Origin of the sequence: Rhodococcus sp. ACPA1 (genome assembly GCF_002300195.1) — a bacterium.
Lineage (GTDB): Bacteria > Actinomycetota > Actinomycetes > Mycobacteriales > Mycobacteriaceae > Rhodococcus_F > Rhodococcus_F opacus.
Genome location: NZ_NSDX01000005.1, coordinates 1,044,362 through 1,070,317, shown reverse-complemented (window position 1 = coordinate 1,070,317; position 25,956 = coordinate 1,044,362). Strand labels below are relative to the sequence as shown.

Annotated in this window: 22 protein-coding genes and 1 pseudogene; 18 read left to right on the top strand and 5 right to left on the bottom strand. The window is 66.3% G+C overall.

The features are described from left to right. Positions 1-83: 83 nt before the first annotated feature. Entirely contained in the window at positions 84-1,193 is a 1,110-nt protein-coding gene (locus tag CJ177_RS29155) for a ring-opening amidohydrolase (protein WP_095869200.1), read from the bottom strand. Between the two features lie 790 nt (positions 1,194-1,983). Here CJ177_RS29155 and CJ177_RS29145 point away from each other — a divergent pair. From CJ177_RS29145 to CJ177_RS29110, 8 genes are all read left to right on the top strand, one after another. Further along, positions 1,984-2,769, top strand: a complete 786-nt coding sequence (locus CJ177_RS29145) for an SDR family NAD(P)-dependent oxidoreductase (RefSeq protein WP_095869199.1) — start codon at positions 1,984-1,986, stop codon at positions 2,767-2,769. A gap of 254 nt (positions 2,770-3,023) precedes the next feature. Then, a complete protein-coding gene (locus tag CJ177_RS29140) occupies positions 3,024-3,776 on the top strand; it encodes a FadR/GntR family transcriptional regulator (protein WP_005243551.1) in 753 nt (250 codons plus the stop codon). 213 nt (positions 3,777-3,989) lie between these two features. Then, entirely contained in the window at positions 3,990-5,630 is a 1,641-nt protein-coding gene (locus CJ177_RS29135) for a GMC family oxidoreductase (RefSeq protein ID WP_095869198.1), read from the top strand. Next, the gene (locus CJ177_RS29130; protein WP_095869197.1) at positions 5,627-6,052 is read left to right on the top strand and encodes a hypothetical protein; all 426 of its coding nucleotides are present in this window, start codon (positions 5,627-5,629) and stop codon (positions 6,050-6,052) included. Before CJ177_RS29135 ends, CJ177_RS29130 begins: the two co-directional genes overlap by 4 nt. Positions 6,053-6,097: 45 nt before the next feature. Continuing rightward, positions 6,098-7,579, top strand: coding sequence for an aldehyde dehydrogenase family protein (locus tag CJ177_RS29125; protein WP_095869196.1), 1,482 nt, complete (start codon positions 6,098-6,100; stop codon positions 7,577-7,579). Between the two features lie 91 nt (positions 7,580-7,670). Further along, positions 7,671-9,167 carry a gamma-aminobutyraldehyde dehydrogenase gene (locus CJ177_RS29120; protein WP_095869195.1) on the top strand — a complete coding sequence of 499 codons (1,497 nt, stop codon included), beginning with the start codon at positions 7,671-7,673 and terminating at the stop codon, positions 9,165-9,167. 83 nt (positions 9,168-9,250) lie between these two features. Then, the gene (locus tag CJ177_RS29115; protein WP_095869194.1) at positions 9,251-10,297 is read left to right on the top strand and encodes a proline racemase family protein; all 1,047 of its coding nucleotides are present in this window, start codon (positions 9,251-9,253) and stop codon (positions 10,295-10,297) included. Between the two features lie 242 nt (positions 10,298-10,539). Next, positions 10,540-12,075: an APC family permease gene (locus tag CJ177_RS29110; RefSeq protein WP_095869193.1), complete on the top strand. Its 1,536-nt coding sequence runs from the start codon at positions 10,540-10,542 to the stop codon at positions 12,073-12,075. A gap of 360 nt (positions 12,076-12,435) precedes the next feature. Here CJ177_RS29110 and CJ177_RS29105 read toward each other — a convergent pair whose 3' ends face one another. Further along, positions 12,436-13,314, bottom strand: coding sequence for a dihydrodipicolinate synthase family protein (locus CJ177_RS29105; RefSeq protein WP_061040938.1), 879 nt, complete (start codon positions 13,312-13,314; stop codon positions 12,436-12,438). 298 nt (positions 13,315-13,612) lie between these two features. Here CJ177_RS29105 and CJ177_RS29100 point away from each other — a divergent pair, with 298 nt between their 5' ends. Beyond that, the gene (locus CJ177_RS29100) at positions 13,613-14,308 is read left to right on the top strand and encodes a response regulator transcription factor (protein ID WP_143548712.1); all 696 of its coding nucleotides are present in this window, start codon (positions 13,613-13,615) and stop codon (positions 14,306-14,308) included. A gap of 146 nt (positions 14,309-14,454) precedes the next feature. Continuing rightward, positions 14,455-14,613: pseudogene (locus CJ177_RS29095) on the top strand (acetyl-CoA C-acyltransferase); the annotation flags it as partial. On the opposite strand, the gene CJ177_RS48435 reads toward CJ177_RS29095, so the two are convergent. After that, positions 14,613-15,035, bottom strand: a complete 423-nt coding sequence (locus CJ177_RS48435; protein WP_082764377.1) for an MmcQ/YjbR family DNA-binding protein — start codon at positions 15,033-15,035, stop codon at positions 14,613-14,615. The pseudogene CJ177_RS29095 and the gene CJ177_RS48435 sit on opposite strands and share 1 nt — an antisense overlap. Positions 15,036-15,591: 556 nt before the next feature. On the opposite strand from CJ177_RS48435, the gene CJ177_RS48430 reads away from it, so the two are divergent. After that, positions 15,592-15,813, top strand: coding sequence for a hypothetical protein (locus CJ177_RS48430; RefSeq protein ID WP_257014718.1), 222 nt, complete (start codon positions 15,592-15,594; stop codon positions 15,811-15,813). Here the strand turns inward: CJ177_RS48430 and CJ177_RS29080 are convergent. After that, positions 15,801-16,709 carry a hypothetical protein gene (locus CJ177_RS29080; protein WP_061040937.1) on the bottom strand — a complete coding sequence of 303 codons (909 nt, stop codon included), beginning with the start codon at positions 16,707-16,709 and terminating at the stop codon, positions 15,801-15,803. The two genes, CJ177_RS48430 and CJ177_RS29080, sit on opposite strands and share 13 nt — an antisense overlap. Positions 16,710-17,086: 377 nt before the next feature. On the opposite strand from CJ177_RS29080, the gene CJ177_RS29075 reads away from it, so the two are divergent. The 5 genes from CJ177_RS29075 to lipA all read left to right on the top strand — a co-directional run bounded on the left by CJ177_RS29075 (position 17,087) and on the right by lipA (position 23,140). Continuing rightward, entirely contained in the window at positions 17,087-18,052 is a 966-nt protein-coding gene (locus tag CJ177_RS29075) for a thiamine pyrophosphate-dependent dehydrogenase E1 component subunit alpha (protein ID WP_025431990.1), read from the top strand. Between the two features lie 14 nt (positions 18,053-18,066). Further along, complete coding sequence (locus CJ177_RS29070; RefSeq protein WP_005243580.1) at positions 18,067-19,098, top strand: alpha-ketoacid dehydrogenase subunit beta; 1,032 nt, start codon at positions 18,067-18,069, stop codon at positions 19,096-19,098. Positions 19,099-19,100: 2 nt separating this feature from the next. After that, complete coding sequence (locus CJ177_RS29065) at positions 19,101-20,636, top strand: 2-oxo acid dehydrogenase subunit E2 (RefSeq protein ID WP_095869191.1); 1,536 nt, start codon at positions 19,101-19,103, stop codon at positions 20,634-20,636. 9 nt (positions 20,637-20,645) lie between these two features. Further along, complete coding sequence (gene lpdA, locus CJ177_RS29060; RefSeq protein ID WP_095869190.1) at positions 20,646-22,055, top strand: dihydrolipoyl dehydrogenase; 1,410 nt, start codon at positions 20,646-20,648, stop codon at positions 22,053-22,055. A gap of 68 nt (positions 22,056-22,123) precedes the next feature. Next, positions 22,124-23,140, top strand: coding sequence for a lipoyl synthase (lipA, locus tag CJ177_RS29055; RefSeq protein ID WP_179443293.1), 1,017 nt, complete (start codon positions 22,124-22,126; stop codon positions 23,138-23,140). 54 nt (positions 23,141-23,194) lie between these two features. Here the strand turns inward: lipA and CJ177_RS29050 are convergent, their stop codons facing one another. Next, complete coding sequence (locus tag CJ177_RS29050) at positions 23,195-24,310, bottom strand: GAF domain-containing protein (RefSeq protein WP_095869189.1); 1,116 nt, start codon at positions 24,308-24,310, stop codon at positions 23,195-23,197. 268 nt (positions 24,311-24,578) lie between these two features. Between CJ177_RS29050 and CJ177_RS29045 the strand changes: the two genes are divergently transcribed. Next, on the top strand, positions 24,579-25,358 hold the full coding sequence (locus CJ177_RS29045; RefSeq protein WP_005243585.1) for an acetoin reductase: 780 nt from the start codon (positions 24,579-24,581) through the stop codon (positions 25,356-25,358). A gap of 93 nt (positions 25,359-25,451) precedes the next feature. Continuing rightward, positions 25,452-25,685 carry a hypothetical protein gene (locus CJ177_RS29040; protein WP_095869188.1) on the top strand — a complete coding sequence of 78 codons (234 nt, stop codon included), beginning with the start codon at positions 25,452-25,454 and terminating at the stop codon, positions 25,683-25,685. Positions 25,686-25,956 lie beyond the last annotated feature (271 nt).

Here is a 25,956-nt window from a genome sequence, read left to right as displayed (position 1 = left end):
AGATCGGCGGTTGGTGTGGTCGAGGTCGCGCCGCGGCCCGTTGCCGGGCCGCGACGCAACCTCACTCACGGTGTGAGCACGAACTATTGGCCGAGGTCGACGATGGCGGCCACGGGGCCGCCGCCCTCCGGACCCTGGTGTGCCGCCGACACCGACACGAACACCGCCGGATCCCCCGTCACCGACGACGCGACACCGCCCACGCAGGACTTGATCTGGCGGTGCCAGTGCACGTCCGAGTCATCGAGCATCGCGTTGCGGCGGCCACGGACCGTCCCATCCTGGCTCGCTTCACACTTGAGGAAGACGTTGACGAGCCGGCCGTCCAGGTCGCTCGTGTGGGGCCGCTCGGGCAGCTCGAGTCCGGCGTCCCGGATCGCCGCCCAGATGCCGTCCTGGTCGAGCGGGTCCTTCATCACGCTGTGCCCGATCCGGTATCGACCGCCGACGCCACGCGCATTGCCGACGACGACGACCTGGGCCCTGTCCAACTCGACACCCGACGAACAGGATGCCACCGACGAGAAGAGGTCCCGGCGGTGCATGACATCGGCATCGCTGGGCATGTCGACCTCGCCGAGGGCGACGGCAATCCCCAGTGCCGTAACACCGTTGGACAGGTCCATCGACTCGTGGGTGTGCTCGGTCCACACCGTCTCGCCGCGGCTCTTGGCGTCGCGGATGGTGTGGATCGTCAGCAACGGCGTCTTCGTCTGCACGTAGTGCACGTCGGCCGGGTCGCTGATGCCGGCATTGGCCATCGCCATCTTCACCGCCGCGGCCACCTTCGTGATCATCGGCGTGCGACCGATGTCCTCGGGCAGCAGCTGCTCACTCATCGCGACACCGACGGTCAGCCGCGGCTCGTCGGTCTTCGCCGCCTTCCCGGCTGGCACAGTCGCGAAGATCGTTGCGTGCGGGCTGATCACACCGTCGGTCCCGCCGGACCAGACAATGGGCACCTCGGCCACCTCGTCGGCGCTGCGGCGGCCCTTCGCCGAGAGGACCTCACGAAAGGCTCGGTCCGCGATGATGCGCGTGTAGTCGTTGACGCCGCCGTTGCCCTCGGTCTTGCCGATGACAGCGACGACACGGTCCGCTTCGAGCACGCCGTCGTCGATGAGCTTGGCCAGCTCGCTGGCGTCGGACACGCTGTGCAGCGGAACCTTGCGGACCTCGATTGCGTCGGGCATTGACATCTCCTCTATGTGGGGCGTGCGGGGTAGGAAAATCAGACGGTGACGATCGTTCGGCTGGCATCGGCGCGTCCACGGTGAACACGGTGCGGGATGTCGCGACCACCCCGCCCCATCTCAACGAATCGGCATGCGGGTCGTGACCTCGGCGAGCACCGCCAGAAGCCACCACCTACTGGGCGGATCACCGGGAACCCGATCAGAACTCTCACGCCGCCCACGCTATGAGGGCGACCACCTTTGGGCACTGGCAATATTTGCCCAAACCAGAGCTGCTATTGGGCAGATCTGACTCACCGCCGCCGCGCGGCGCGACGGCATCCCCGTCTCGCTGACCAGGGATGCCGGCGTCTTCCACGGCTTCGTCACCGAGATCGGCGCGTTCGCGCAGACGAAACAGGCGATCGACGAGGTGTGCCTGCACCTGCGCGAGACCCCGCGGGCATAGCTCCGCACCCGCGGTTCCGCCGAATTCGAGGCGCCCCTATCGACGCCCACGGAGGACGCGACCAACTCCGTGTCACTCGTGGTTCGGCCTCGAATCTTCGCAGGGAGGAGTGTGAGCACTTCTCCAAACGGAAGATGAGCGGGAGATAAGTAGGCTGCGCAAACCAGGGCCTCGGGTCACTTGCCACGGTAGGTTTTCGGAAATCGAACCAGCTTCCCGCCCGGTCGGCGAATCCTTGACCGAGACATTCGTGGAACCCGACGAGTGCCCGGTAGCGACGCGCCGGATCGGTTATCCCGCAACGGTTCTTCCGCGCGATCCCATACCTCGAGGAAACACATGCTCTCTTGCACAGCTAAATCCGGACTCGTCACCGGAGCCTCCGGTGGTCTCGGCCGAGCAACGGTTCTGGCGCTGGCCGCCCACGGCGCCAATGTCGTCGCCCTGAGCCGCAACGCCGACAAATTGCAGGAAACCGCGCAGATGGCCCACGACCTGCCTGGGACCGTTTTTGCGGTACAGGCCGATGTCACCGACGAACGGAGCGTGGTCGACGCCCTCACGCGGGTCGAGACCAGCTTCGGAACGCTCGACTTCGTGGCCAACAATGCTGGGCGTCAGATCGAACGGAACTTTCTGGAGACGACCAACGAGGACTGGGACACTATCGATCTGACCAACGTGCGCGGCCCCTTCTGGGTATGCAAACACGCCGCAGCGGCGATGCTGCGACACGGCCGCGGAGGGAGCATCGTCAACATCGCCTCCGTCCTGTCGGTGAGCGCCGACCCCATGCTGACCGCGTACACCGCCAGCAAGCACGCGGTCCTCGGACTTACTCGGAGCATCGCCGTCACGCGCGAATTGGCGCGCGCCGGGATTCGCGCGAACGCGGTGCTTCCCGGCGACATGAACACCCCGATGGTCCAGCAGTACTTCGCTGCCCACGCCGACCCCGAGCTGGCACGGCAGGAAATTTCCTCCGCCTATCCGATGGAGCGCATCGCCGAACCCGCGGAAGTCGCCAATGTGGTGCGGTTCCTCGTGTCGGACGACGCGTCGTTCGTCAACGGCGCGGCCATCGTCGTCGACGGCGGACTCGGCGCGGCCCTGTACACGAACTGACGTCGCGGCAGACACACGAAGACACCGCCGCGTGCTTGTCGCTGAGGAGCCGACGACGTTCCTCGGCATCCATCCTCGAGGTCGACACCACACTCCGCTCTCCATTAGTGGACAGTGGGGCAGATGCACCGGGTAGTGCCGCGAGACCGCGCCAAACAAATCTGCGTCTCCAGCGGACACAACGACTAGCCATATTTGGCAGATGCCTTACCGTATAATGGTGTCGCGGACGGCGACGTACGAGGAGGGCAATCGTGAGGGACTTCAGGCCGGTACGGAGCCGTAGCGCGGGCGGTGACGTCATGCATCAGATCATCGACCGCATCAAGTCTGGTGAGCTGCGCGAAGGCGATGTTCTGCCCGGGGAGCGGGCGCTCGCCGCACAGATGGACGTCTCGCGTCCGACGGTCAGTAGCGCGATCTCCAAGCTGGTCGAGGCGGGCATCCTCAGGAGCCGCCCGGGCCGGCACGGCAATCCCGAGGTGATCTCGATCTGGATTCCCGAGGGCCTCGAGAATTTGCCGGAGGCCGACCCGCTCCAGGCGGACGAGATCTTTCGCATTCTGGAGGCGCGCAAGACCCTCGAGCCGCGCGTGGCGCAGCTGGCCGCCGTGCGTGCCACGGACGAGCACTACCAGCTGATGCAGCATTCGATCGATCTGCTGCGCGCCCACAAGGACCACCTCAGCCGGGCCGCTCAGGCCGAGCTGCTGTTTCACCGGACCATCTGGCGCGCTGCGGGCAACCCGTCCCTCGAGGCGATGATGAAGGGACTGGAGAAGGAGCTCGCGCCCGTCCACGACATGATGCTGCGCACCCCGGAAGACTACGAATGCGGGGTGGAGTTGCACGAAGCGACGCTGGCGGCCCTCAAGCGGGGCGACCCGGTCGAGATCGAGCAGGAGATGTACCGGCATCTCGGCCACTTCGAGAGCATCGTCGCGGACGTTCTCCAGCGCACACCGCATCGGCAACTGCCGGCCTTCCTCACCGCGGGAGTCCCCTGACCCGTGCCCTTCCCTTCCCCCTGAGGCGGATGATCTGACGATCATCCGCCTCAGTTGTATTTACCTTGCCAAAAATGGCCAAGTTAATTATCCTCTTGGGTGTGATCGGCGTCTCGGCGCCGCGTGAGTGAACAGACGAGTGAATGCGCGACCTGCGGTTGCCGTCTCGCTCCGGTACGACCCAAGGCCGTGAGGCCGGGAGGAGATATCCCGATGACAATCGGCGATGGGACACCTACACCTTCGGATCGGGCGGACGTCCTGATCATCGGCGCCGGCCCCTCCGGGGGTGTCGTGGCCGAGCACATGGCCCGGCACGGGTTCTCGGTGGTCTGCCTGGAGCAGGGCCGCTGGATCAACAACAGTGAGTTCCCTGGCGACAAACCGGAATTCGAACTGCTCTCGCAGAAGCAGTGGTACCCCGAGCCGAACGTGCGCGGCACCGCAACCGACTATCCGACCAACGTGTCCGAGTCGGACGTCTCCCCGGTGATGTTCGCGGGCGTCGGGGGCAGCACGCTGATCTACAGCGCGCACTGGATGCGACTGCTGCCCTCGGACTTTCGAATCAAGACCCTCAACGGTGTCGCCGACGACTGGCCGATCACGTACGAGGACCTCGCCCCGTACTACGACCGGATGGACGCCGCCGTCGGCCTCGCCGGGCTCGAAGGCGACCCGATGTACCCCGACGGCATGGTGCCTCCGCTGCCCCCGCACCCGATCGGCCGGATCGGGCGGATCGCGGCCCGCGGAATGAACAAGCTGGGCTGGCACTGGTGGCCCTCCCCCAACGCGATTGCCTCCCAGAAGCATGGTGAGTTCGCGCGATGTGCCCGGTGGGGCACCTGCGAGACCGGTTGTCCGGAAGGGGCGAAGTCATCCTTCGACCTCACCCATTGGCCGACCGCCATCCGGCACGGCGCCCGGCTCATCACCGGCGCCCGGGTCAGCACGATCACCGTCGACGCCAAGGGCCGCGCGGACGGCGCCGTCTACGTCGACGCCGCCGGACACGAACACCGGCAGAAGGCCCGGTTGGTCGTCGTGGCCGCGAACGGCATCGGCACCCCACGCCTGCTGCTGCTCTCCGCGCACGGCGGCGCCCCGAACGGGCTGGCGAACTCGTCCGGTCTGGTCGGCAAGCGGCTGATGCTGCACCCGAACGCCGAGGTCACCGGCATCTACGACGAGCCTCTCGACAGCTGGCTGGGGCCGGCCGGGCAGGCCATTCACTCCCTCGAATTCTACGAGACCGACCCCTCCCGCGGCTTCGTCGGCGGCGCGAAATGGCAGGTGATGCCCATCGGTGGGCCGCTGCGCGCGCTGTCGCTACACGATCGGCGCCCGTTCGCCGAAAAGTGGGGGCCTGCCGTGCACGATCGCATGGACGAAACGCTGGGCCGCGGCCTGCAGTGGGGCATCAACTCGCAGGACATGCCGGAGGAGACCAACCACGTCGATCTCGACCCGACGCTCACCGACTCGAACGGAATCCCGGCTCCGCGCGTCCGCTACCGGTTGTCGGAGAACACGAAGAAGCTCCTGCAGTTCAACCTCGAACGCGCCGTCGAGGCGCACGAGGCCGCCGGAGCGGTGCACACGGTGGCGACCGACCTGTGGCCGGAGCAGCCCGGACACCTGCTGGGCACCGCCACGATGGGCACCGACCCCGCCACGTCGGTGGTCAACGAGTGGAACATCGCGCACGACGTGCCGAACCTGGCGATCGTCGACGGCAGCGTCATGCCCACCTCGGGTGCGGTCAACCCGACCGCGACCATCACGGCACTGGCGCTGCGTGCCGCCGAACACCTCACGAACAACGCACGCTGGCAGGAGATCTCCGAATGACCCACCTGAGCGAGCAGGAACGGCAGACGCTCTGGCACATCGCCGACGTCCTCATTCCCGCCACGACGACCCGGCCCAGCCTCCGCGACGCCGACCCCGAGGGCATCTGGCTCGAGCGAGCTCTCACGGCACGCGTGGACCTGGTCGGTGCGCTGCAGGCGGAGCTGGCACTGCTGGCGACGGCCTCAGACCTCGAACCGGCAATCGTCGACCTGCACGAGAGCGACCGGGCGCGGTTCGACGTGGTGGCCACCGCGGTCAGTGGCGCCTACTACCTCGTCCCCGAGGTACGTGCCCTGATCGGTTACCCCGGTCAGCATCGCAACCCGCCCCGACTCGAGGAAGCCGCCGAGGAACTCTCCGACGAGATCTTCGAGGCAGCGATGAACTATCCCGGCGCCTACCGGCCGACACCTCGATAGCCCCCGTCACCCATCACACCTGCCTCACAGCAAAGGACTCCACCCATGACCCTCTCCACGATCGGATCCGACCAGCGTTCGGTTCTCCACAAGCTCGCGGGACGAGTGACCGGCAACTTCGTCAACGGCCGCTGGACCCCGTCGAACTCGCCGGAGACCATCACGGTGCTCGACCCGTCCACCGGCCGCGAGATCGGAACGGTCCCGGCCTCCTCCGCTGCCGACGTCGACGCAGCGGTGGCCGCCGCCCGCGCCGCGCAGCCCGGATGGGCGGCCCTCACCCCCGCCGCCCGCTCGAAATTCCTGCTCGACATCGCCACGCTGACCGAGGAGCTTCTCGAGGAGATCTCGGTCATCGAGGCCGTCGATGCGGGCAAGCCGATCACCGCGGTCCGGGACGAGGAACTGCCCGGGGTGATCGACGCGATGCGGTTCTTCGCCGGCGCCGCCCGCACCCTGCCGGCCCCCTCCAGCGGCGACTACCTCGAGGGCGTCTCCTCGATCATGCGCCGCGAACCGATCGGCGTCGCTGCAGGCATCACGCCGTGGAATTACCCGCTACTGCAGGCGGTCGCGAAGGTGTTCCCTGCGCTGGCGACCGGCAACACCTACGTCCTCAAGCCCGCCGAGACCACTCCGTACTCGACGGCGTGGCTCGCCGAGATCATCGCCCGGGTCCTCCCGGACGGAGTGTTCAACGTCGTTTTCGGCACCGGCGCCGTCGCCGGTGACGCGCTGGCCCGGCACCCGAAGGTCGACGTGGTCTCCTTCACCGGCTCCATCGACACCGGCCGCAAGGTCGGCATCGCGGCCGCCGACGGCGTCAAGAAAGCCATCATGGAGCTCGGCGGCAACTCCCCGGTCATCGTGTTCGGCGACGCCGACCTCGAATCCGCGCTCGATGCGATCGCGACCGGTGGGCTGTACAACACCGGTCAGGAGTGCATGTCCGCAAGCCGGGTCATCGTGCACGCGCCCCTGCTGGACGCGGTCGTCGACGGACTGAAGGAGCGGTGCAGCCGGGAGAAACTCGGTGACGTCCTCGACCCCACCACCACGGTGGGACCGATGAATTCGGCTCTGCAGCGTGACCGGGTGCTCGCCAAGATCAACGGCCGCAGCACCGGCGCCCGCGTGGTGTCCGGCGGCGAGAGCTGCGAGGGTGACGGGTTCTTCTTCCCGCCGACGATCGTCGTCGGAGTCGCCGACGACGAAGAACTGGTCCAGGAGGAGATCTTCGGGCCGGTGTTCACCGTGCAGACCTTCGAGACCGAAGAGCAGGCGATCGCGCTGGCCAACGGCACCCGGTACGGGCTGGCGTCGTCGTTGTTCACCAGGAACGTCGGTACCGCCACCCGCGTCCAGAACGCCTTGAACTTCGGCACCGTGTGGGTCAACAACCACCTGGTCTTCGCCGCAGACCTGCCCGTCAGCGGATTCGGGGCCTCGGGCATCGGCACCGAGAACGCCGAGGCCGGACTGCTCGAGTACACCCGCCTCAAGCACGTCATGGTGGACAACCGCTAACCGGCCCGCCGCGACCTCGACCCCACCAACCCTCCCCTGTCCGGGCAGCGTCACGCCGCCCGGACAGGTCGAAAGAAACGAAGGAATCACTGTGGCGCAACATATTTGGGACCGCCCCGCGCAGTACATCGGGGGCCGTTACCGAGACGGAAAATCCGCCGACACGTTCGACGTGCTCGACCCGTCCACCGGTCGGGCCGTCGTCACCGGCCCCCTGGCGTCGACCGAGGACGTCGACGACGCCGTCACCGCGGCCACCGGCGCCCTACCGGAATGGGCCGGCGCCACCCCGGCCCACCGCTCCGAGGTGATGACCCGGTGGGCCAGGGAACTGGAGACGATCGCCGATCAGCTCGCGACCGTCGAGTCGGCCCAGGCAGGTAAGCCGATCAAGTTGACCACCGAGTTCGACGTGCCGGGCAGCATCGACAACGTCGCATTCTTCGCCGGCGCGGCGCGCAACCTCGAAGGCAAGGCCTCGGGCGAGTACTCGGGCGATCACACCTCGAGCATCCGCCGCGAACCGATCGGTGTCGTCGGGTCGATCGCCCCGTGGAACTACCCGCTGCAGATGGCCGCGTGGAAGATCCTGCCCGCAGTGGCCGCCGGCAACACGATCGTGCTCAAACCCGCCGAGATCACCCCGCTGACCTCGTTGCTGTTCGCCGAGGCCGCCACCCGCGCCGGGATCCCGGACGGGGTGATCAACGTGATCACCGGAAGGGGCACCAGCGCGGGCAACGCACTGGTGACCCACCGGGACGTCAGCATGGTCTCGTTCACCGGATCCACACCGGTCGGACACAGCATCGCCGCCGCGGCAGCCGGCAAGCGGCTGCACCTGGAACTGGGCGGTAAGGCCCCGTTCGTCGTCTTCGACGACGCGGACCTCGACGCCGCCGTTCAGGGGGCGGTCGCCGCGTCGCTGATCAACACCGGCCAGGACTGCACCGCAGCGACCCGCGCCTACGTGCAGCGCCCGCTGTTCGATCGGTTCGTCGACGGTGTCGCTGCCGTGATGGACACCGTCCGGCTCGGTCCCACCACCGACCCGTCCACCGATCAGGGGCCGCTTGTCTCGCGCCGTCAGCAGGGGCACGTCGCCGGGTTCGTCGACCGCGCCCGCGCCGGTGGGGCCACGATCGTGCGGGGCGGGAGCATCCCGGGCGGCGACCTCGCCGACGGCTTCTACTACGAGCCCACCCTGGTCGTCGGTGCCACCCAGGACAGCGAGATCGTGCAGCAGGAGATCTTCGGCCCGGTCCTGGTCGTGCTCCCCTTCGACAGTGACGACGAGGGCATCGCTCTAGCCAACGACACCCCGTTCGGTCTCGCGGCGTCGGCGTGGACCCGAGACCTGTACCGGGCGCAACGCGCCACTCGCGATATCGCCGCCGGGTGCGTGTGGGTCAACGACCACATCCCGATCATCAGCGAGATGCCACACGGCGGATACAAGCAGTCCGGCTACGGCAAGGACATGTCGACCTACTCGCTCGACGAGTACACCAACGTCAAGCATGTGATGTCGGATATCACCGGCGTCGCCCACAAGGACTGGCACCGGACGATCTTCGGTGACCGGTAAGTCCGTCTGCCCACCGGACCCTGCGGGTACCCCGAAAGACAACCTCAGCGCGCATCGGTAGCGCCGAAAGAAGAGAGCGAACAATGCGATTCAGCCGCGTACTCAATGTGGTCAACTGCCACGCAGAAGGCGAGGTCGGCAACGTCATCGTCGGGGGCATCGGCGACGTTCCCGGCCAGACGATGTTCGACAAGCGCGTCTACCTCGAGGAGAACCTCGATCAGATCCGCCAGCTGATCCTGTTCGAGCCGCGCGGTGCCGCAGTGCAGAACGCCAACATCATCCTGCCGTCCAACCACCCCGACGCCCCGCTGGGCTACGTCATCCTCGAGTCGACGGAGTACCCGGCGATGTCGGGATCGAACACCATGTGCGTGGCGACCGTGCTGCTCGAGACGGGGATGCTGCCGATGTCCGAGCCCGTCACCGAAGTGGTCCTCGAGTCCCCGGCCGGCCTGATCAAGGTGCAGTGCGAGTGTAAGGACGGCAAGGTCGAAAACGTTCGGCTGACCAACCAGCCGGCCTTCGTCTACCACACCCAGGTGCCGCTGGAGGTCCCGGATCTGGGCAAGCTCACAGTCGACATCGCCTACGGCGGAATGACCTACGTCGTCGTCGACGCCGCCGAAGCAGGTTTCGACCTCGAGCCCTCCGAAGCCCGCGCCCTCTGCGAACTCGGCCAGCGCATCAAGCAGGCCGGCGCCGAACAGTACGAGGTCAAGCACCCCGAGAACCCGGAGATCCCCGGCATCACCCAGACGGTCTTCACCGGGCCGCTGTCCCGGCAGGCCGACGAGAACGGCCAGTATCTGACGTCGAAGAACGCCGTGGTCGTCTCCCCCGGCCGGATCGACCGGTCCCCGTGCGGCACCGGCACCTCGGCACGAGTGGCGGTCCTGCACGCCCGCGGCGAACTCGCCGTCGGCGAGCGATTCGTCCACGAATCACTGATCGGCACCAAATTCGACTCCCGCGTGGAGTCCGTGACCACCATCGGCGGGTACGACGCGGTCATCCCCAGCGTCGCCGGACGGGCCTGGATCACCGGAACCACCCAGCTCGGGCTCGACCCCAGCGATCCCTTCCCGAACGGATACACCCTGGGCGACACCTGGCTCACCGCGCTCTGAACAAACACACACGGAAGACCGAACCAGCCTGCACGCCCCCGTATTTCGGGGGCGTGCAGGCTCGTGTTATCGCAGTCCCAGTACTGCCACACAACATTTACCGGATAGCATTGCCAAAAATGGCCAGGTGAATTAACCTTAATGGCACAGTGACATGCATCACTGAGAGGTCGAGTTGAAGTCGATCCGCACACTGCGTCGATCTTCGATTCACTCGGTCAGTCCCCATCCCCGGAGGAAACATGCTAGAGACGCGCGATACGGGTAACAGCCGCGAAGTCGCCCCCCATGGAGATGACGAGCATCTCCGCGCCCTCGGTTACGAACCGAAATTCGAGCGCAAGATGAACCTGTGGGCGAACTTCGCCCTCGGCTTCATCTACCTGTCCCCGATGGTCGGCGTGGTCTCCATTTTCGCGCTGGGAATCTCCACTGCCGGACCCCCAGCGATCTTCTGGATCTTCATCGTCGGCTTCGGACAGCTGCTGGTCGCCCTGGTCTTCGGTGAGATCGTCTCCCAGTTCCCGCTCGCGGGCGGCCTGTATCAATGGGCGCGCCGGCTCTGGAACGGCCAGTACGCCTGGCTGATGTCGTGGGTCTACATCTGTGCCATCACCATCGGCATCACCACCACTGCCATGTTCAGCTCCGACTTCATCGCAAGTTTGCTGTTCGGCACCGCGGACGAGCCGTCGGTCTCGGCCACCGGGCTGCAGAAACTCGTCATCACCCTGTCGGTGCTGACCGTCTGCCTGCTGTTCAACCTCACCGGCACCAAGACCCTCGCCCGGATCTCCGTCGTCGGCCTGACCGCAGAACTCATCGGCGTCGTCGCGATCGGCCTGTATCTGCTGATCTTCGAGCGCAAGCAGCCCTTCTCGGTCTTCTTCGACACCATGGGCGCCGGAGGCGGGCAGAGTTACATCTATGCCTTCATCGGAGCATCACTGGTGGGCCTGTACATGTTCTACGGCTTCGAGGCCTGCGGCGAGGTCGCCGAGGAAACCCCCAATCCGGCCCGCGCCATTCCTCGGGCGATGGCATTGACGGTCCTCGTCGGCGGCGGTGCCGCCCTGCTCGCCTTCTCCGGATTCGTCCTCGCCTGCCCGGATCTGGCCGCCGTCGTGGCCGGGGAGGACGCCAACCCCATCCCGACGATCCTGCAGGGCAGCCTCGGCACGGTCGGTTCCAAGGCGTTCCTCGTCATTGCACTGACCTCCTTCCTGGCCGGTGTCATGGGCCAGCAGACGGCCGTCAGCCGGCTGGTGTACTCGTTCGCCCGCGACGACATGTTCCCCGGCAGCCACTTCTTCGCCCGCACCTCCTCGAGCCACATCCCGGTCAACGCACTGCTCGGTATCAACGTCGCGCCGGTGCTGCTCACGGTCTTCGTCTACTTCTTCCCCGACTCGCTGTTCCGGATCGCCGCGTTCCAGGTCATCGCCGCCTACTTTGCCTTCCAGATGGTGGTCCTGGCCGCGCTGCGGATGCGGTTCAAGGGCTGGAAGCCGGGCGGACCGTGGACCCTGGGCAAACTGGGCGTCGCCGTCAACATCGCTGCCCTGGTCTACGGCATCATCGCCATGATCATCCTGGCCCGGCCCAGCGGCGACGAGAGCCTCCCGTTCGTCGACCGCTGGATCGCGCTGATCGGGTTCTCCATTATCACCGTCGCCGGGTTCCTCTACCTGGTGATCGCGAAGCCGGGCGCCGACTCCACCGCACCCGAAGGTGACGCCATCGAGGTCGCCGAACGGCTCCGCGCCGGTCGCGCATGAAACCAGACGGGGACGGCCACTAGGCCGAAATCCGCACGGCGGGAGACGAAGTCACGACTTCGTCCCCCGCCGTTCGTCGTGCGTCGGAGCGGACCGACGCCGCCGCCCGCGCCGAGGCACCATGACGGTACGCACTCGGCTCACTGCGCGACATGACATGGCAAGGGCGAGACCGACTCGTGGACAGAGCACTCCAGGTCGTCCTCGACGCGATCGAGAACACACCACGGTCGATCATCTCCCGATCGGTGTGGCCGATTCAGATTCCCGCACAGCAAGAAACCCCGCCCACAACGATGATCGCCGGCCCCATGTCGGGGCCGGCGATCATAGATGCCGACGGGGGCGGGATGTCCCCGCTTACAGTGCCGCGAGGGCCTTTTCGAGCTCGCGAAGGCGAGGACCGGTCAGGGCGGCACCGGGTGCCCGCTGCGGCCCGGCGGGGTGACCGACCAGTTCCATGCCGGCCTTGACGGCCGCGGTGTATCCACCGCTGACGAGGGTGCTCATCACCGGGAACAGCGTGGCCCACAGCTTACGAGCCAGCGCGAGGTCGCTCGCCTGGATGGCGTCGTACACGGCGATCAGCTGACGCGGCACCACGTTCGCCGCACCGATGACCGAACCGGCGGCACCCTCGAGCAGGGCGGCATAGAAGAGGGTGTCCCAACCCACGAACACCGAGACCCTGTCCCCGAACTCATGGATGAGCTGCGCCGCGGCGGTGAAGTCACCGCTGGTGTCCTTGACGTATCTGACGTTGGGAACCTCGTCGATCAGTTCACCGAGGATCTGCGGGGTCAGGTTCACCCCGGTCGCGGCCGGCAGGTTGTAGGCCATCACGGGGATCGACACCGATCCGGCGACGTCCTTGTAGTAGCTCTTGACCTCTTCGATGCTGAACGGCTCGTAGTACGGCGCCACCAGCATCAGCGCGGTCGCACCCGCCTTCTCCGCGTGCTGGGACAGAGCGATCGCCTCGGCGGTGCTGGTCGCACCGGTGTGCGGCACCACCGGCACCCGCCCTGCGGTCTGCTCGAGCACCACCTCCAGCGCGCACTCGCGTTCGCCGCGGCTCAGGGCGAAGAACTCACCCGTCGAGCCCAGCGGGACGAGCCCGTGAATCCCAGATTCGATGGTGCGGTCGACCAACCGGCGCAGACCGGCCTCATCGAGATGCTGATCCTGGGTGAACGGAGTGGCGACCGCCGAGTAGACGCCCTCGAGATCTTCTGACATGGATACCTCCTGGGGAACAAGTGACCCATTAATGGTAAATGAATCTTGCCAATAACGGCAAGCATGGGATGTAATGGGGGTCACGATGAAGCCGGGCAGCGTGCCCGACGGACTGGAACGTCCCCAGGGCGCCACCGCCGCCCCCGAGCAATCCGGAGTTCGCAGATGAACGTGACCGCAGGTGAACTTGCCCCGCCCTCCTGGGCCGTGCTGTGCCGAGACCTTCTTCGCGAGATCTGTTGCAGCATGCCGATGCAGATGTCATCTCCGTTGGTACTTCCGGAAGAGGATCGGATCCGTGACTTGCCTCGCGTCAGATGAGCTCACACAACCCTCGGTACTGCTGGTGGGCGTCGGGTCGCCGAACCTGCTGAGCAAGCTCGGATCCCACGGCCTTCGGGTGTCCTGCACCGACCTCCGCGACCTGACTCCGAGCAGACTCGACGCACTGTGCCCCGATTTGATCGCCTATTTTCAACGAGAGGGGGTCGAGATCGTGTCCACGGTTCAACGGCAGCGACTCGACGGAGTCGCTGCCGGAATTTGTGTCATCAGCAGCACCGCGTCCAGCGCCGACCGCATCGCCATCCTCGATGCCGGCGCCGACGACCACGTGGTGATGCCCTGCACCGTGCCCGAACTCGCAGCGCGGTTCCGCGCCGTTCTTCGCCGTGTGCGCTGGGCACCGGTCGAGGACCTCGCCTTCCCCGCGTTGACCATCAGCCTTACCGGGAGAACCGTTCACTCCAACGGCCAATGGGTCGACGTGAGCCGACAGGAATTCAATGTTCTGGTCGTCCTTGCCAAGGAGGTCGGGCGCGTCGTTTCCCGCGAAGATCTCCTCCGCACCATCTGGGCGCTGCCGGTGTCGATGGCGGCACGGTCGAACGTGCTGAACGTGTGTATCAGTTCGCTGCGAGGCAAGCTGGAAGCCACGGGCGCTCGACGAATGATCCACACCGTACGGGGGATCGGTTACGTCTTTCGGGCGTGACAGGGGCGATCCCGGCACGAGGTCCGGGCGGTCGGGCAGTCAGGTTGCGGCGCGACGCTAGGCCACTAGCGCGACCAGCTCTCTGCCGGGACTTGCCCCTGCGGGGCACTTGGCGGCTCGATCGCCGCGGCACCGGCGGCCCGGTGTGCGATGTGATCGTGCTGAACGAGGCGTTCGCGTCGAAGGCGGTCGCGGTGATCCGGGACGCGAATCCGAACCCGGAGAAGACCAACCCCAACCCCTACGGTGGTGGGATCGCGCTGGGTCACCCGGTCCGGGCGACCGGGGCGATCTTGAGCCTGCGCTACGAAAGACGGTGCGCGGCGAGCCACGCCGAAGCCCTGGCCGGAGATGCCCGACAGAGCCAAGCATCCTGAACCACCTCAGTCAGCTCCTGCAGCGTCAGATCACCAATTCGACTTGCCCGCAGTAGCACCGACGGATGTCCGTCGAAATGCGGAGTGGTAAAGAACGGCGACGCCGGGTCTTGAACCATTGCTTGCTTGTCGGACTCGGACGGCACCCAGAACACGATCACATCCGTATATCGTTCACCGGTACGAGGATCGAAGGCATCGGGGCGAGGCGTTCGGAAGAACACAAACGATTTGCCGCCGACCTGATAGACAGGATTGCCCCGCGGCCCACATTCGACCTTGACGTGGGGCATACCCAAGGCCAACTCATGCACATCGTCCACCCGTGCGCGGCGCGGATCTGCCCTCATCGCAACATCATAGAACGGGACCCGCAGGTTCGTGCGAGTCACGTGGGAACTATGCGGAACGAGGGCATTCGGACTCGTGGCTCGCGCAACTGAACTCGATCACCGAAGTCCTCGACCCTCGGCAATCGCCGGGACTGCGCGATCTCGCACACGAGGTGCGCCGGTGGGCGGAGTAACCGGCGCACCGTTTTCGTGGGTTCGCGCCTTACCCACCCAGACTTCTCGTCGGCCCACCTCCAGGTCCGCGACCGAAAGACGACCAGCCACGTTCCCCCTCAACGAGATTGGCCTCGGCAGTGGTCGAAGCACTCCGCGAGTCACTCGCCAGCGGCGTTTTCCGGCCGGGCAGCGCATCGCGGAAAAGCCTCTCGCCACCCGGCTCGGTGTCTCCCGCGGACCGATCAGGGACGCCCTGGACGACGTCGTCCGGAATGTCGCGCATGCGCGACATTCCCGGCACGGGCGACGCCGACATCCGGTGGCAGGACGCCCTCGCTGCCGCAGCCGACATGCCGAGAATCGAGAAGATGTTTTCCGACTGTCGCTGCAGTTGCGGATGTTCGTCTCGATTCTCGGTCTGGAATACGCGTACTCGGTCGATGAGATCGTCGCCGACGACACCGCGATATTCCATGCCCTCGAGGCCCACGAGCCCGAAGAGGTGACGCTGCTCTGGCGCCGCAAAATCGACAACGCCGTGACCTACATGGTCGAACAACTCGGCCATCTCGACGTCAATGCATCTCGCCGGGCTCCGGAATCGAGTCACTGGAAGTAGGACGCATAGTCGCTGAAAGGAATCTGACCGGTGGGGCTCGAGTGTATTGCGTCGGCGACCGGCGGCGGAATGGGAGTCCAGTGGGCAGGCATCGCGGCCGCCAGGGAAGGATTCAGTATGTAGAGCAGGGCAAAGTTCACTATCCAGAGCGGCGGCGCCATCGACATGCCTACCTCCGAACTCACACCCCCCTTGGTGTTCGTCACCAGTTGAGCTGCGCCCGAAATCTGTTGCGCTGCGAAGCCGTAGACCGCTTGCACGGTGTACGCCGACCGGTAGAGAGCTATCAGGGTTCGTGTCGCATCATTGTTCCTCAACCAGGTACCCACGAACCCGCCGGGAGCGATCAATGAGTTCACCTGCCTCGTCGGGGCGTCCGCGTTGGCCGGACTCTCCAACAGTCCGCTCGTGTTCACGTAGAGCCCGTAGCCGGCCAGAACCGACGGTGTGAGGTGTCCATCGACGTTGGAATACAGCGGACGGCCGTTCGTGTTGGTGAGGATCTGGGCGCATGCATCGATCACCTCGGCAGCTTCGCGGCTGCCGCCGACTCCGCCGCCGGTGATGAGGTCGCGATACTGCTGTTCGGATAAAGCGTCAGCCCTGGTGAGCCCCACCTGGCCGGCAATCTCGTCCGCCGCTTGCTGACCGAGTGGCTGGTTGAGCTGCCCCGGACTGGTCACTTGCGTCGGAGCCAGGCTCTCATAGCCGGGTGCCCCGGCGAAGGGGATCGCGAACCCGGTGTCGACGGTGGCCGCTGCCGGGTCTGCGCTGGCTGTCTGGGTGATTGTCGGGGAGAGAACGCACACACCCACCAGTGCCAGTACCCAGATGGTCCTGCGATGGGAGGTTGCTCCGCGTCGGTGGCCCGGACCCGTTAACCCTGTGCCGCGCATACGTCAACCTCCCAGAACACCATCGGGCGAGCCCACACGAGCTTGCGTTCCAGTCAAACGCCGTGATCAATGCTGTGTCAATCCCTTCCGACTACGAGTCCTTCACCTCGGTCTCGGTGACCCCGAGTGCCGCCATCACGGGCGGCCGTCACGTTCGGAATATTGACCCTGACGAGCTTTCGATGAACCTCGTCCGCGTCGTTGTTTCGCATCCCTCGATCGAACCATTGCAATCGGCTGCAACGTTTATTGCGCACGTCATATCTCCCTACATTCATGTCCCGGGTTACACGAGGCACGAACCGTTCCGACGCCGCAGTGCGATCGGAGACGGGCCCCGACGTGGCCGGCGACAACGGAGAAACCAAGGGAGTGCAATGGCGCTGAACAAGAACTCGCTACTGAGCGCGTATCGGAGGATGTCCGAGATCCGCGCGTTCGAAGACCGTCTCCACGAAGAGAACGCCACCGGCGACATCCCCGGCTTCATTCACCTGTACTCCGGTCAGGAAGCCATTGCCGTCGGCGTGTGCGAGAACCTGCAGGACACCGATTACATCGGGTCCACCCACCGCGGCCACGGGCACTGCATCGCCAAGGGTTGCGACCTCCACGGGATGATGGCGGAGATCTTCGGCAAGGACGACGGCCTCTGCCACGGCAAGGGCGGTTCCATGCACATCGCCGACCTGTCCGTGGGCATGCTGGGCGCGAACGCCATCGTCGGCGGGGCACCCTCCCTGGCCATCGGTGCGGCGCTCAGTGCGAAGACATTGCGAAACGGCGGCGTCGCGGCCTCGTTCACCGGCGACGGCGGCTCCAACCAGGGAACGGTCTTCGAGGCCATGAACATGGCTGTCGTGCTCGACCTTCCCATCATCTTCGTCACCGAGAACAACGGATTCGGCGAGGCCACCGGACGGGACTACGCCGTCGGCGCACCCAGCATCGCCTCCCGCGCGGCATCCTTCGGGATGCCCGCCGTCACCGTCGACGGAACCGACTTCTTCGCCGTGCACGAGGCGACCCGTGAGGCCGTCGAGCGTGCCCGGATGGGAGGCGGTCCCACCTCGATCGAGGCGATCGCGTACCGCTGGCACGGACACTTCGAAGGTGACGCGCAGCTGTATCGCACCGCGGAGCAGGTCGCGGAACTGCGCAAGACGAAAGACCCGCTGCTGAACTTCCGCAACCACCCGGACAGCAAGAAGGTGTCGGCGAAGGAACTCGATGCGATCGATTCCGACGCACGAGCCCGCGTGGACGACGCCGTCGCGAAGGCGCGGCAAGCCGAATATCCGCCGTTGGCAAACCTTCTGACCGACGTCTACGTGTCGTACTGAGAGTGAGAACAGAGATGACAACGTCGAAGACGACGTACCGCGAAGCAATCAAGGCCGCGCTCGCCCAGGAGATGGAACGCGATGCGACGGTAGTGCAGATCGGTGAGGATCTGCGTGGTGGCCAGGCGGGGACCAACCCGGAACTCGAGTCCGGGAAGCTCGAGGCGTTCGGTGGTGTGCTGGGTGTGACCAAGGGCTTGTGGACCGAATTCGGTTCCGACCGGGTCATCGACACCCCGATCACCGAGTCCGCGATCATCGGCATGGCGGCCGGCGCCGCGTTGACCGGGCTGCGTCCGGTCGCCGAACTGATGTTCATGGACTTCTTCGGAGTCTGCTACGACGCCCTGTACAACCAGGCCGCGAAATTCCGCTACATGTTCGGCGGGAAGGCGCGCACCCCACTTGTGGTGCGCGGCATGATCGGCGCCGGATTCTCGGCGGCGGCGCAGCATTCGCAGTCCCCGTACAACGTGTTCGCCGCGGTCCCCGGCCTCAAGGTGGTGGCCCCGTCCAACGCGTACGACGCCAAAGGCCTTCTCATCCAATCCATTCGCGATGACGACCCGGTGGTCTTCTGCGAGCACAAGACGCTGTACGACCTCAAGGGGGAGGTGCCCGACGAGCCGTACACCATCCCGTTCGGCGTAGCCAACTACACCCGGGAAGGCACGGACGTCACGATCATCGCGCTCTCGGCCATGGTGAATGCCGCCAACACGGCCGCCGACAAACTTGCCACGGAAGGCATCTCCGTCGAAGTGGTCGACCCGCGGACCGTCTCACCCCTCGACGAGGAGGGCATCCTCGAATCCGTCGCGTCCACCGGGCGGGTGGTGATCGTCGACGAGTCCGCGGCACGCTGCGGATTCGGCCACGACGTCGCAGCGCTGATCGCCACCAAGGCGTTCGGTTCGCTGAAGGCACCGATCGAACTGGTCACCCCACCGCACACCCCGGTGCCATTCTCCCCCGTGCTCGAACAGGCATGGCTTCCCAACGCGGCACGCATCGAGGCCGCGGTACGCAAGGTGGTGACCGCCTGACCATGAGTGACATCAAACTGATCGAAGTTCCCAAATGGGGCCTGTCCATGGACGAGGGCACCGTCACCGAGTGGTTGATCGACGAAGGAACCCCCTTTTCGAAGGGCGATCTGATCTGCGAGATCGAGACCAGCAAGATCACCAACGAGTTGGAGGCGCCGTTCGACGGAGCGCTTCGTCGCATCGTCGCCAGGCCGGGTGCCACGTTGCCGGTGGGTGCGGTTCTGGCCGTGTCGGCTGACGCGGCCGTTTCCGACGCCGAGATCGAGGAATTCCTGACCGGCATCGGAGCGGATTCCGTCCCCGCATCCGAGCCCGAGCGGTCGCCGGGTGGACAACCCACCCCCGCGGAACCGCGCGTGACACCCACCCCGTCAGCGCCGGCGGCACAGGAGTCGGAGAGGACTCCCGGCACAACCACCGTCCCGGATTCACTACGGGGACAGACGATGGGTGACGTGTTCGCGACACCACACTCCCGCCGATTGGCAGACGAATTGTCGATCGACCTGCGCCGTGTGGCCGGGACCGGTCGCGAAGGCCGGATCTCCGTCGCGGATGTCCACGACGCGATTCGTTCGGCAGGTGGAACCGTCGCGGAAGCACCGTCTCCGACCCGATCGAGTGTGCCCGGACGCACCTCCGACGACGACAGCGGAGTCGATGCGACGCCGGTGGCGCGTCGACTGGCGAAATCCCTCGGCATCAATCTGCACGATTGCCGGGCCACCGGTTCGCGGGGACGCGTCTGCGAGGCAGATGTCCGGGAGGCCGAACGGACGTTTCGGCTCGTTCCCGATCCGATGGCGGCGTCCACGGGCGGCGCGGACACCCCGCAGCACACGGCACCCGAGTTCGAGACGATCCCGTTCAACTCGATGCGCAAGGCGATCGGTCAGCGTCTGCAGGAATCGAAGCGCAACGCCCCGCACTTCCGGCTCACCGTGGACCTCGAGATCGACAATCTCCTCGCACTCCGCAAGGAGATCAACGCGACCGTGCCCTCGGTCAAGCTGTCGGTCAACGACTTCGTCGTCAAGGCCTGCGCGGCGGCGCTGCGCAAGGTCCCCGATGTCAACGTCCAGTTCGACGAAGCGGCACAGGCGGTGCTGAGATTCTCCGCCGCCGACATCTCGGTGGCCGTCGCCCTGCCGTCGGGTCTGATCACGCCCATCGTTCGGGGGGCGGAGAGCAAGAGCCTCGCCGAGATCTCCGGTGAGGTCCACGCACTGGTGACGAAGGCCAAGACCGGCAAGCTGACCCCCGCGGAGTTCCAGGGCGGCACGTTCACCATCTCGAACCTCGGCATGTTCGGCGTGCGCGAATTCGACGCGATCATCAACCCACCACAGGGCGCAATCCTCGCCGTCGGGGCGGGGCAGCAACGGCCGGTCGTCGTGGACGGCCGGGTGGAAGTCCGCACGGTGCTGACCGTGACGCTCTCCTGCGACCACCGGGTGATCGACGGCGCCCTCGGCGCGACGTTCCTGCAGGAACTGCGGCGCTTCATCGAATCACCCGCGTTGATGCTGGTCTAGGGGGTATAGATGACTGACAAATACGACGTTCTGGTGATCGGAAGCGGCCCCGGCGGCTACGTCGCCGCCATCCGCGCCGCTCAGCACGGACTCCGCACCGCGGTGATCGAACGGGACAGGCTCGGCGGTATCTGCCTCAACTGGGGTTGCATTCCCACCAAGGCACTCCTGCACGGTGCCGACGTTGCCCACACGCTGGCGAATCTGCGTCCCCTCGGATTCTCCACCAGCGGTGTGGAATTCGACATGGCACAGCTGGTCGAGTTCAGCCGTGGGGTGTCGGGCCGGTTGTCCGACGGCATCGGATATCTGATGAAGAAGAACGGTATCGACGTGATCACCGGCACCGCACGCCTGACCGGAAAGGGCGTCGTGGGGGTTCGGGAGACCGCGGACTCGGGTTCGCCGCTCACCGAGTACCGGGCCGACCACATCGTCCTGGCCACGGGTGCGCGCCCACGGTCGGTGCCCGGGGTGACACCGGACGGCGATCGGGTCTGGACCTACTTCGACGCACTGGTTCCCCAGGACCTACCGAAGTCGTTGCTGGTCATCGGCTCCGGTGCCATCGGCGTCGAGTTCGCCAGCCTCTACCACGATCTGGGCAGCGAGGTCACGCTCGTAGAGCTGGCACCGCAGATCATGCCAGTCGAGGATGCCGCGGTGGCCGGCCACGTGCGCCGGCAGTTCGAGAAGCGCGGGATCGAGATCCACACCGGCGCCTCGGTATCCGAACTCACGGTCGGCGCGGACTCCGTCGCTGTGACGGTGAGATCGGCGGACGGAACCCTCGAACAGCGTGTCGTGGAGCGGGTTCTCGTCGCAGCCGGCATCCAGGGCAACGTCGAGGATGTGGGACTCGAGGACCTCGGCGTCGAGGTCGACGGTGGCTTCGTCACCACCGACCAGTGGTGCCGCACGACCGCATTCGGGGTCTACGCTATCGGCGACGTCGCAGGCGCCCCGTGCCTCGCCCACAAGGCCGGCCACGAAGGCGTGCTGTGTGTCGACAAGCTGGCGGGCGTCGCGCACGTGACCCCGCTGGACAAGGACTATGTCCCCGGGTGCACGTACGCCCGGCCCCAGGTCGCCAGCCTCGGCCTCACCGAGGACCAGGCGCGGGCGACCGGTCGTTCCCTGCAGATCGGGCAGTTCGATCTGCAGGCCTCCGGCAAAGCGCTCGCCATCGGTGAAGCGGACGGGTTCGTCAAGACCATCTTCGACGCCGACAGCGGGGAGCTACTCGGCGCCCACATGGTCGGTCCCGATGTCACCGAGCAGATCCAGGGCTTCGGCATCGCCCGATCCCTGGAGGCCACCGGCGACGATCTCGCGGAAGTGATCTTCGCGCACCCGACGCTGTCCGAGGCCATGCACGAATCTGTCCTGGCCGCGCTGGGTCGCCCGATCAACATGTAGCACTCCCGCCGAGCCGTGGTCGCCCTCCGGCACCACGGTTCGGCGGAACCACCCCCAGGAATCGACACGTGACTGCCACACCAGGAACATCGTCCGACGCCGCGCAGGCCCCGCCCGGCCGCAAGCTGCTTCGACTGGAGATCCGGAATGCGGAGACTCCGATCGAACGCAAACCGAACTGGATCAAGACGAGAGCGAAGATGGGCCCGGAATACTCCGAGCTCGAGAGCCTCGTCAAGCGCGAGGGTTTGCACACCGTCTGCGAAGAAGCCGGCTGCCCCAACATCTACGAATGCTGGGAAGACCGCGAAGCGACCTTCCTCATCGGCGGGCAGCAATGCACCCGCCGCTGCGACTTCTGCCAGATCGACACCGGCAAACCCGACGACCTCGACCGCGACGAACCCCGCCGCGTCGCCGAATCCGTCCAGGCGATGGGACTGCGCTACTCCACCATCACCGGCGTCGCCCGCGACGACCTCCCCGACGGCGGCGCCTGGCTCTACGCCGAAACCGTCCGCCTGATCCACCAGCTCAATCCCGGCACCGGCGTCGAACTGCTCATCCCCGACTTTGGCGCCAAGCCCGACCAGCTCGCCGAGGTGTTCTCCACCCGCCCCGAGGTGCTCGCCCACAACGTCGAAACCGTCCCCCGCATCTTCAAGCGGATCCGGCCCGCGTTCCGCTACCAGCGCAGCCTCTTCGTGATCACCGCCGCCCGCGAAGACAACCTCGTCACCAAGTCCAACCTCATCCTCGGCATGGGCGAAACCCCCGACGAGGTCACCCAGGCGCTGCACGACCTGCACGACGCCGGCTGCGACATCATCACCATCACCCAGTACCTGCGCCCCTCCCCCCGCCACCACCCCGTCGAACGGTGGGTCAAGCCCGAGGAATTCGTCGAGCACTCCAAGACCGCCGAGGAAATCGGCTTCGCCGGCGTCATGGCCGGACCCCTCGTCCGCTCCTCCTACCGCGCCGGCCGCCTCTACGCACAGGCGATGGCCCACCACGGCCGCGACCTCGCGGACCCTCTCACTCACCTCGCAGCCGTCGAACCCGACAGGAGTGTCGGCCCGTAATCAACGATTCGGGTCATCGGCGCGGCGTCAGCCACCTCGATTCGGAGCTTCGCGTCAACCGTCGACGTGCACGTCGACGCCGTCCGCGAACCGATAGGGATGGGTGGACAGAACGGGGCCGAGGCTCTTCCGGAGACGGGAGATCTCGGCGCGCACGGCCACCACGTGGTCGCGGTCACCGAACAGTGCCACACTCAGTGACGCGGCATCGATTCCGGCGGAACCTGTTTCGGTCAACAGTCGCAGGATCTGCGCGTGGCGGGGTGAGAGGGCTCGGGTCCAGCTCGTGTCGCCTCGCACCGTTGCTCGCGGGGTGTCACCGAGATCGAGTTCCACTGCGATGGTCGTCGGTCTGCCTCCGCGTCGCACCAGCCAGCCGTCACCGAGCGGTTCCGGCATGCACAGCCCCAACCCGGGCACGAGCAGTGGCATGCCCGGGCACGGGGGTGACACCCGGTCGGGAACGGCGAGCCCGCGGGCGTCGGCGACCCAGCCGTGCCGGTCCACCACGAGCGCCGGACCGGCGGTCGCCCCGAGCACCGGTGCCGCATGACCGCGGAGCTTCTCGAGAGTGATCGTGTGCTCCTGCCACAGTGTGGCCTCGGCCAACCGGACCGCCGTCTGCACCAGTGCCACCGTCGTCGGATGAACCGACATCGCCGAGCCACTGATGTCGACGACGCCGAGTACCTCGCCGCTGCGTGGATCGTGCACCGGAGACCCGGTACACGACCACCCGCAGTGCGACCGTGCGTAGTGCTCTGCCGAGAACAGCTGCACGGGAGCATCTTCCACCAGCGCTGTTCCGATGGAATTCGTGCCCACCGACCTCTCGGACCAACGGGCGCCCTCCATGAACCCCAGCGCGTCGGCGGCCTTTCGCACGCCGCGTGACCCTTCGCGCCACAGCACCACCCCGTCGGCGTCCGCGATCACCACGATGAAGTTCGCGTCTTCCGCCACCTGGGTCAACGCGTTGCGAAGCTCGGGAAGGACCGATCGCAGGGCAGTTCGCGTACGCCGGGCCTCGACCTCGGCATAGTCGGCGAGCACCACGTCCTCGCAGCGGTCGGGGCTGACCCCGTCCGCTTGTAGCCGCGACCACGACCGGCCGACGACGTCGCGCGGTTGCGCGGGCGGTTGCCGTCCCGACAGCACGGCATCGTGCACTTGACTCAACAACCTCGCGTGCCGGGGTAGATCGACGCCCGAGCCGACCGCGGGAAGGCGGTGTCGAACCGAACCGGTGGTACTCACCCGGCCGAGCCTACCGGGGATGCGAGCGCTCGACCAGAGCCGGGTTCCACCCACTTCGATTGGGAGCGAACGTAATCGACAGCGGGCGGGGCAGCAGTGCAACCGACTGCAACCCTTGAATACCCGCCCTGGCGATGCTTGGCTCTCGTGTGAGGACCGTCACGATGGACAGGAGCTAGGGATGAGCATCAAGGGCAAAGTCGCGTTGATCACCGGCGCGGGCCAGGGCATCGGACGCGCGATCGCATTGCGATTGGCGTCGGACGGCGCCGACATCTCGCTCGTCGACGTCAACGGCGACCGGGTCGATGCGGTGGCCGACGAGGTCCGGGCGGTAGGCGTGAAGGCGATCTCACTGGTCGCCGACGTGACGGACCGCGATCAGGTGCAGTCTGCTGTCGACCGGACCGAGCGCGAACTGGGCGGCTTCGACATCATCGTCAACAACGCGGGAATCGCCCAGGTCAACCCGATCGCCGACGTGACACCGGAGGAGGTCTCACGCATCCTCGCCGTGAACGTCGAAGGCGTGCTGTGGGGAATCCAAGTCGGGGCAGCCAAGTTCCGAGCACGGGGACATGGTGGAAAGATCATCAACGCGTCGTCGATCGCCGGCCACGAGGGATTCCCGATGCTCGGCGTGTATTCGGCGACCAAGTTCGCCGTCCGCGGACTCACCCAGGCCGCGGCGAAGGAGTACGCGTCCGACGGCATCACCGTCAACGCCTACTGCCCCGGCGTCGTCGGCACCGACATGTGGGTCACCATCGACGAGCGGTTCTCGGCCCTCACCGGCGCACCGAAGGGCGCCACGTTCGAGAAGTTCGTCGGCGGCATCGCCCTCGGACGCGCGCAGACACCCGAGGACGTCGCCGCGTACGTCTCGTATCTGGCCGGTCCGGATTCCGACTACATGACCGGGCAGGCGGGACTGATCGACGGCGGTCTGGTGTATCGATAGGCAGCCACTCGCGGCCGGGTTTCACGCTCGGATCCACGGGTAGACGGACGTAGTGGTGATGCGACAGCGCGTCCGGGGATGAAAGGGGCAGCTGTGGACGTCGACGACCTGGTGGAGCGCACCGCTCGGTTGCGCTTCGATCTGCAAGCACTCGAGAACCGCATCAAGGAGTTGACCGACGCGTTCGACACACTCGACCGCACAACCGACGGCGCTCCGAAGGAACAGGTGATCGACAGCCTCAGCGATGCCCGGCTCGACCTGAGCACCGCGGACAGGCACCTCGAGACCGCGGTGCGAAACGCGGAAAGGCTGTCGACCGGCTGAACCCTGCGTCGGACGACGGGCTCGTCATGCCGTCGACCCCCGCGCACCCCACACAACCCGATCCCACCAACTGCTGAGCGGACTGGGGTCCGGCGACCGAATGGGCTCGTCCTCGCGCAGTTCCGTAACGCGACGTTGCGCACTCTGATTCGACGATCCGTCTTCTTCTCGACGCACAGCACTGCACCTCCCGAATTCCTGCGCGCCCGTCACGGCGGCGGGCGCGGCCCACTGTGCAATCCGGAATTTAGCACCGCGGCGTCCGAACGAC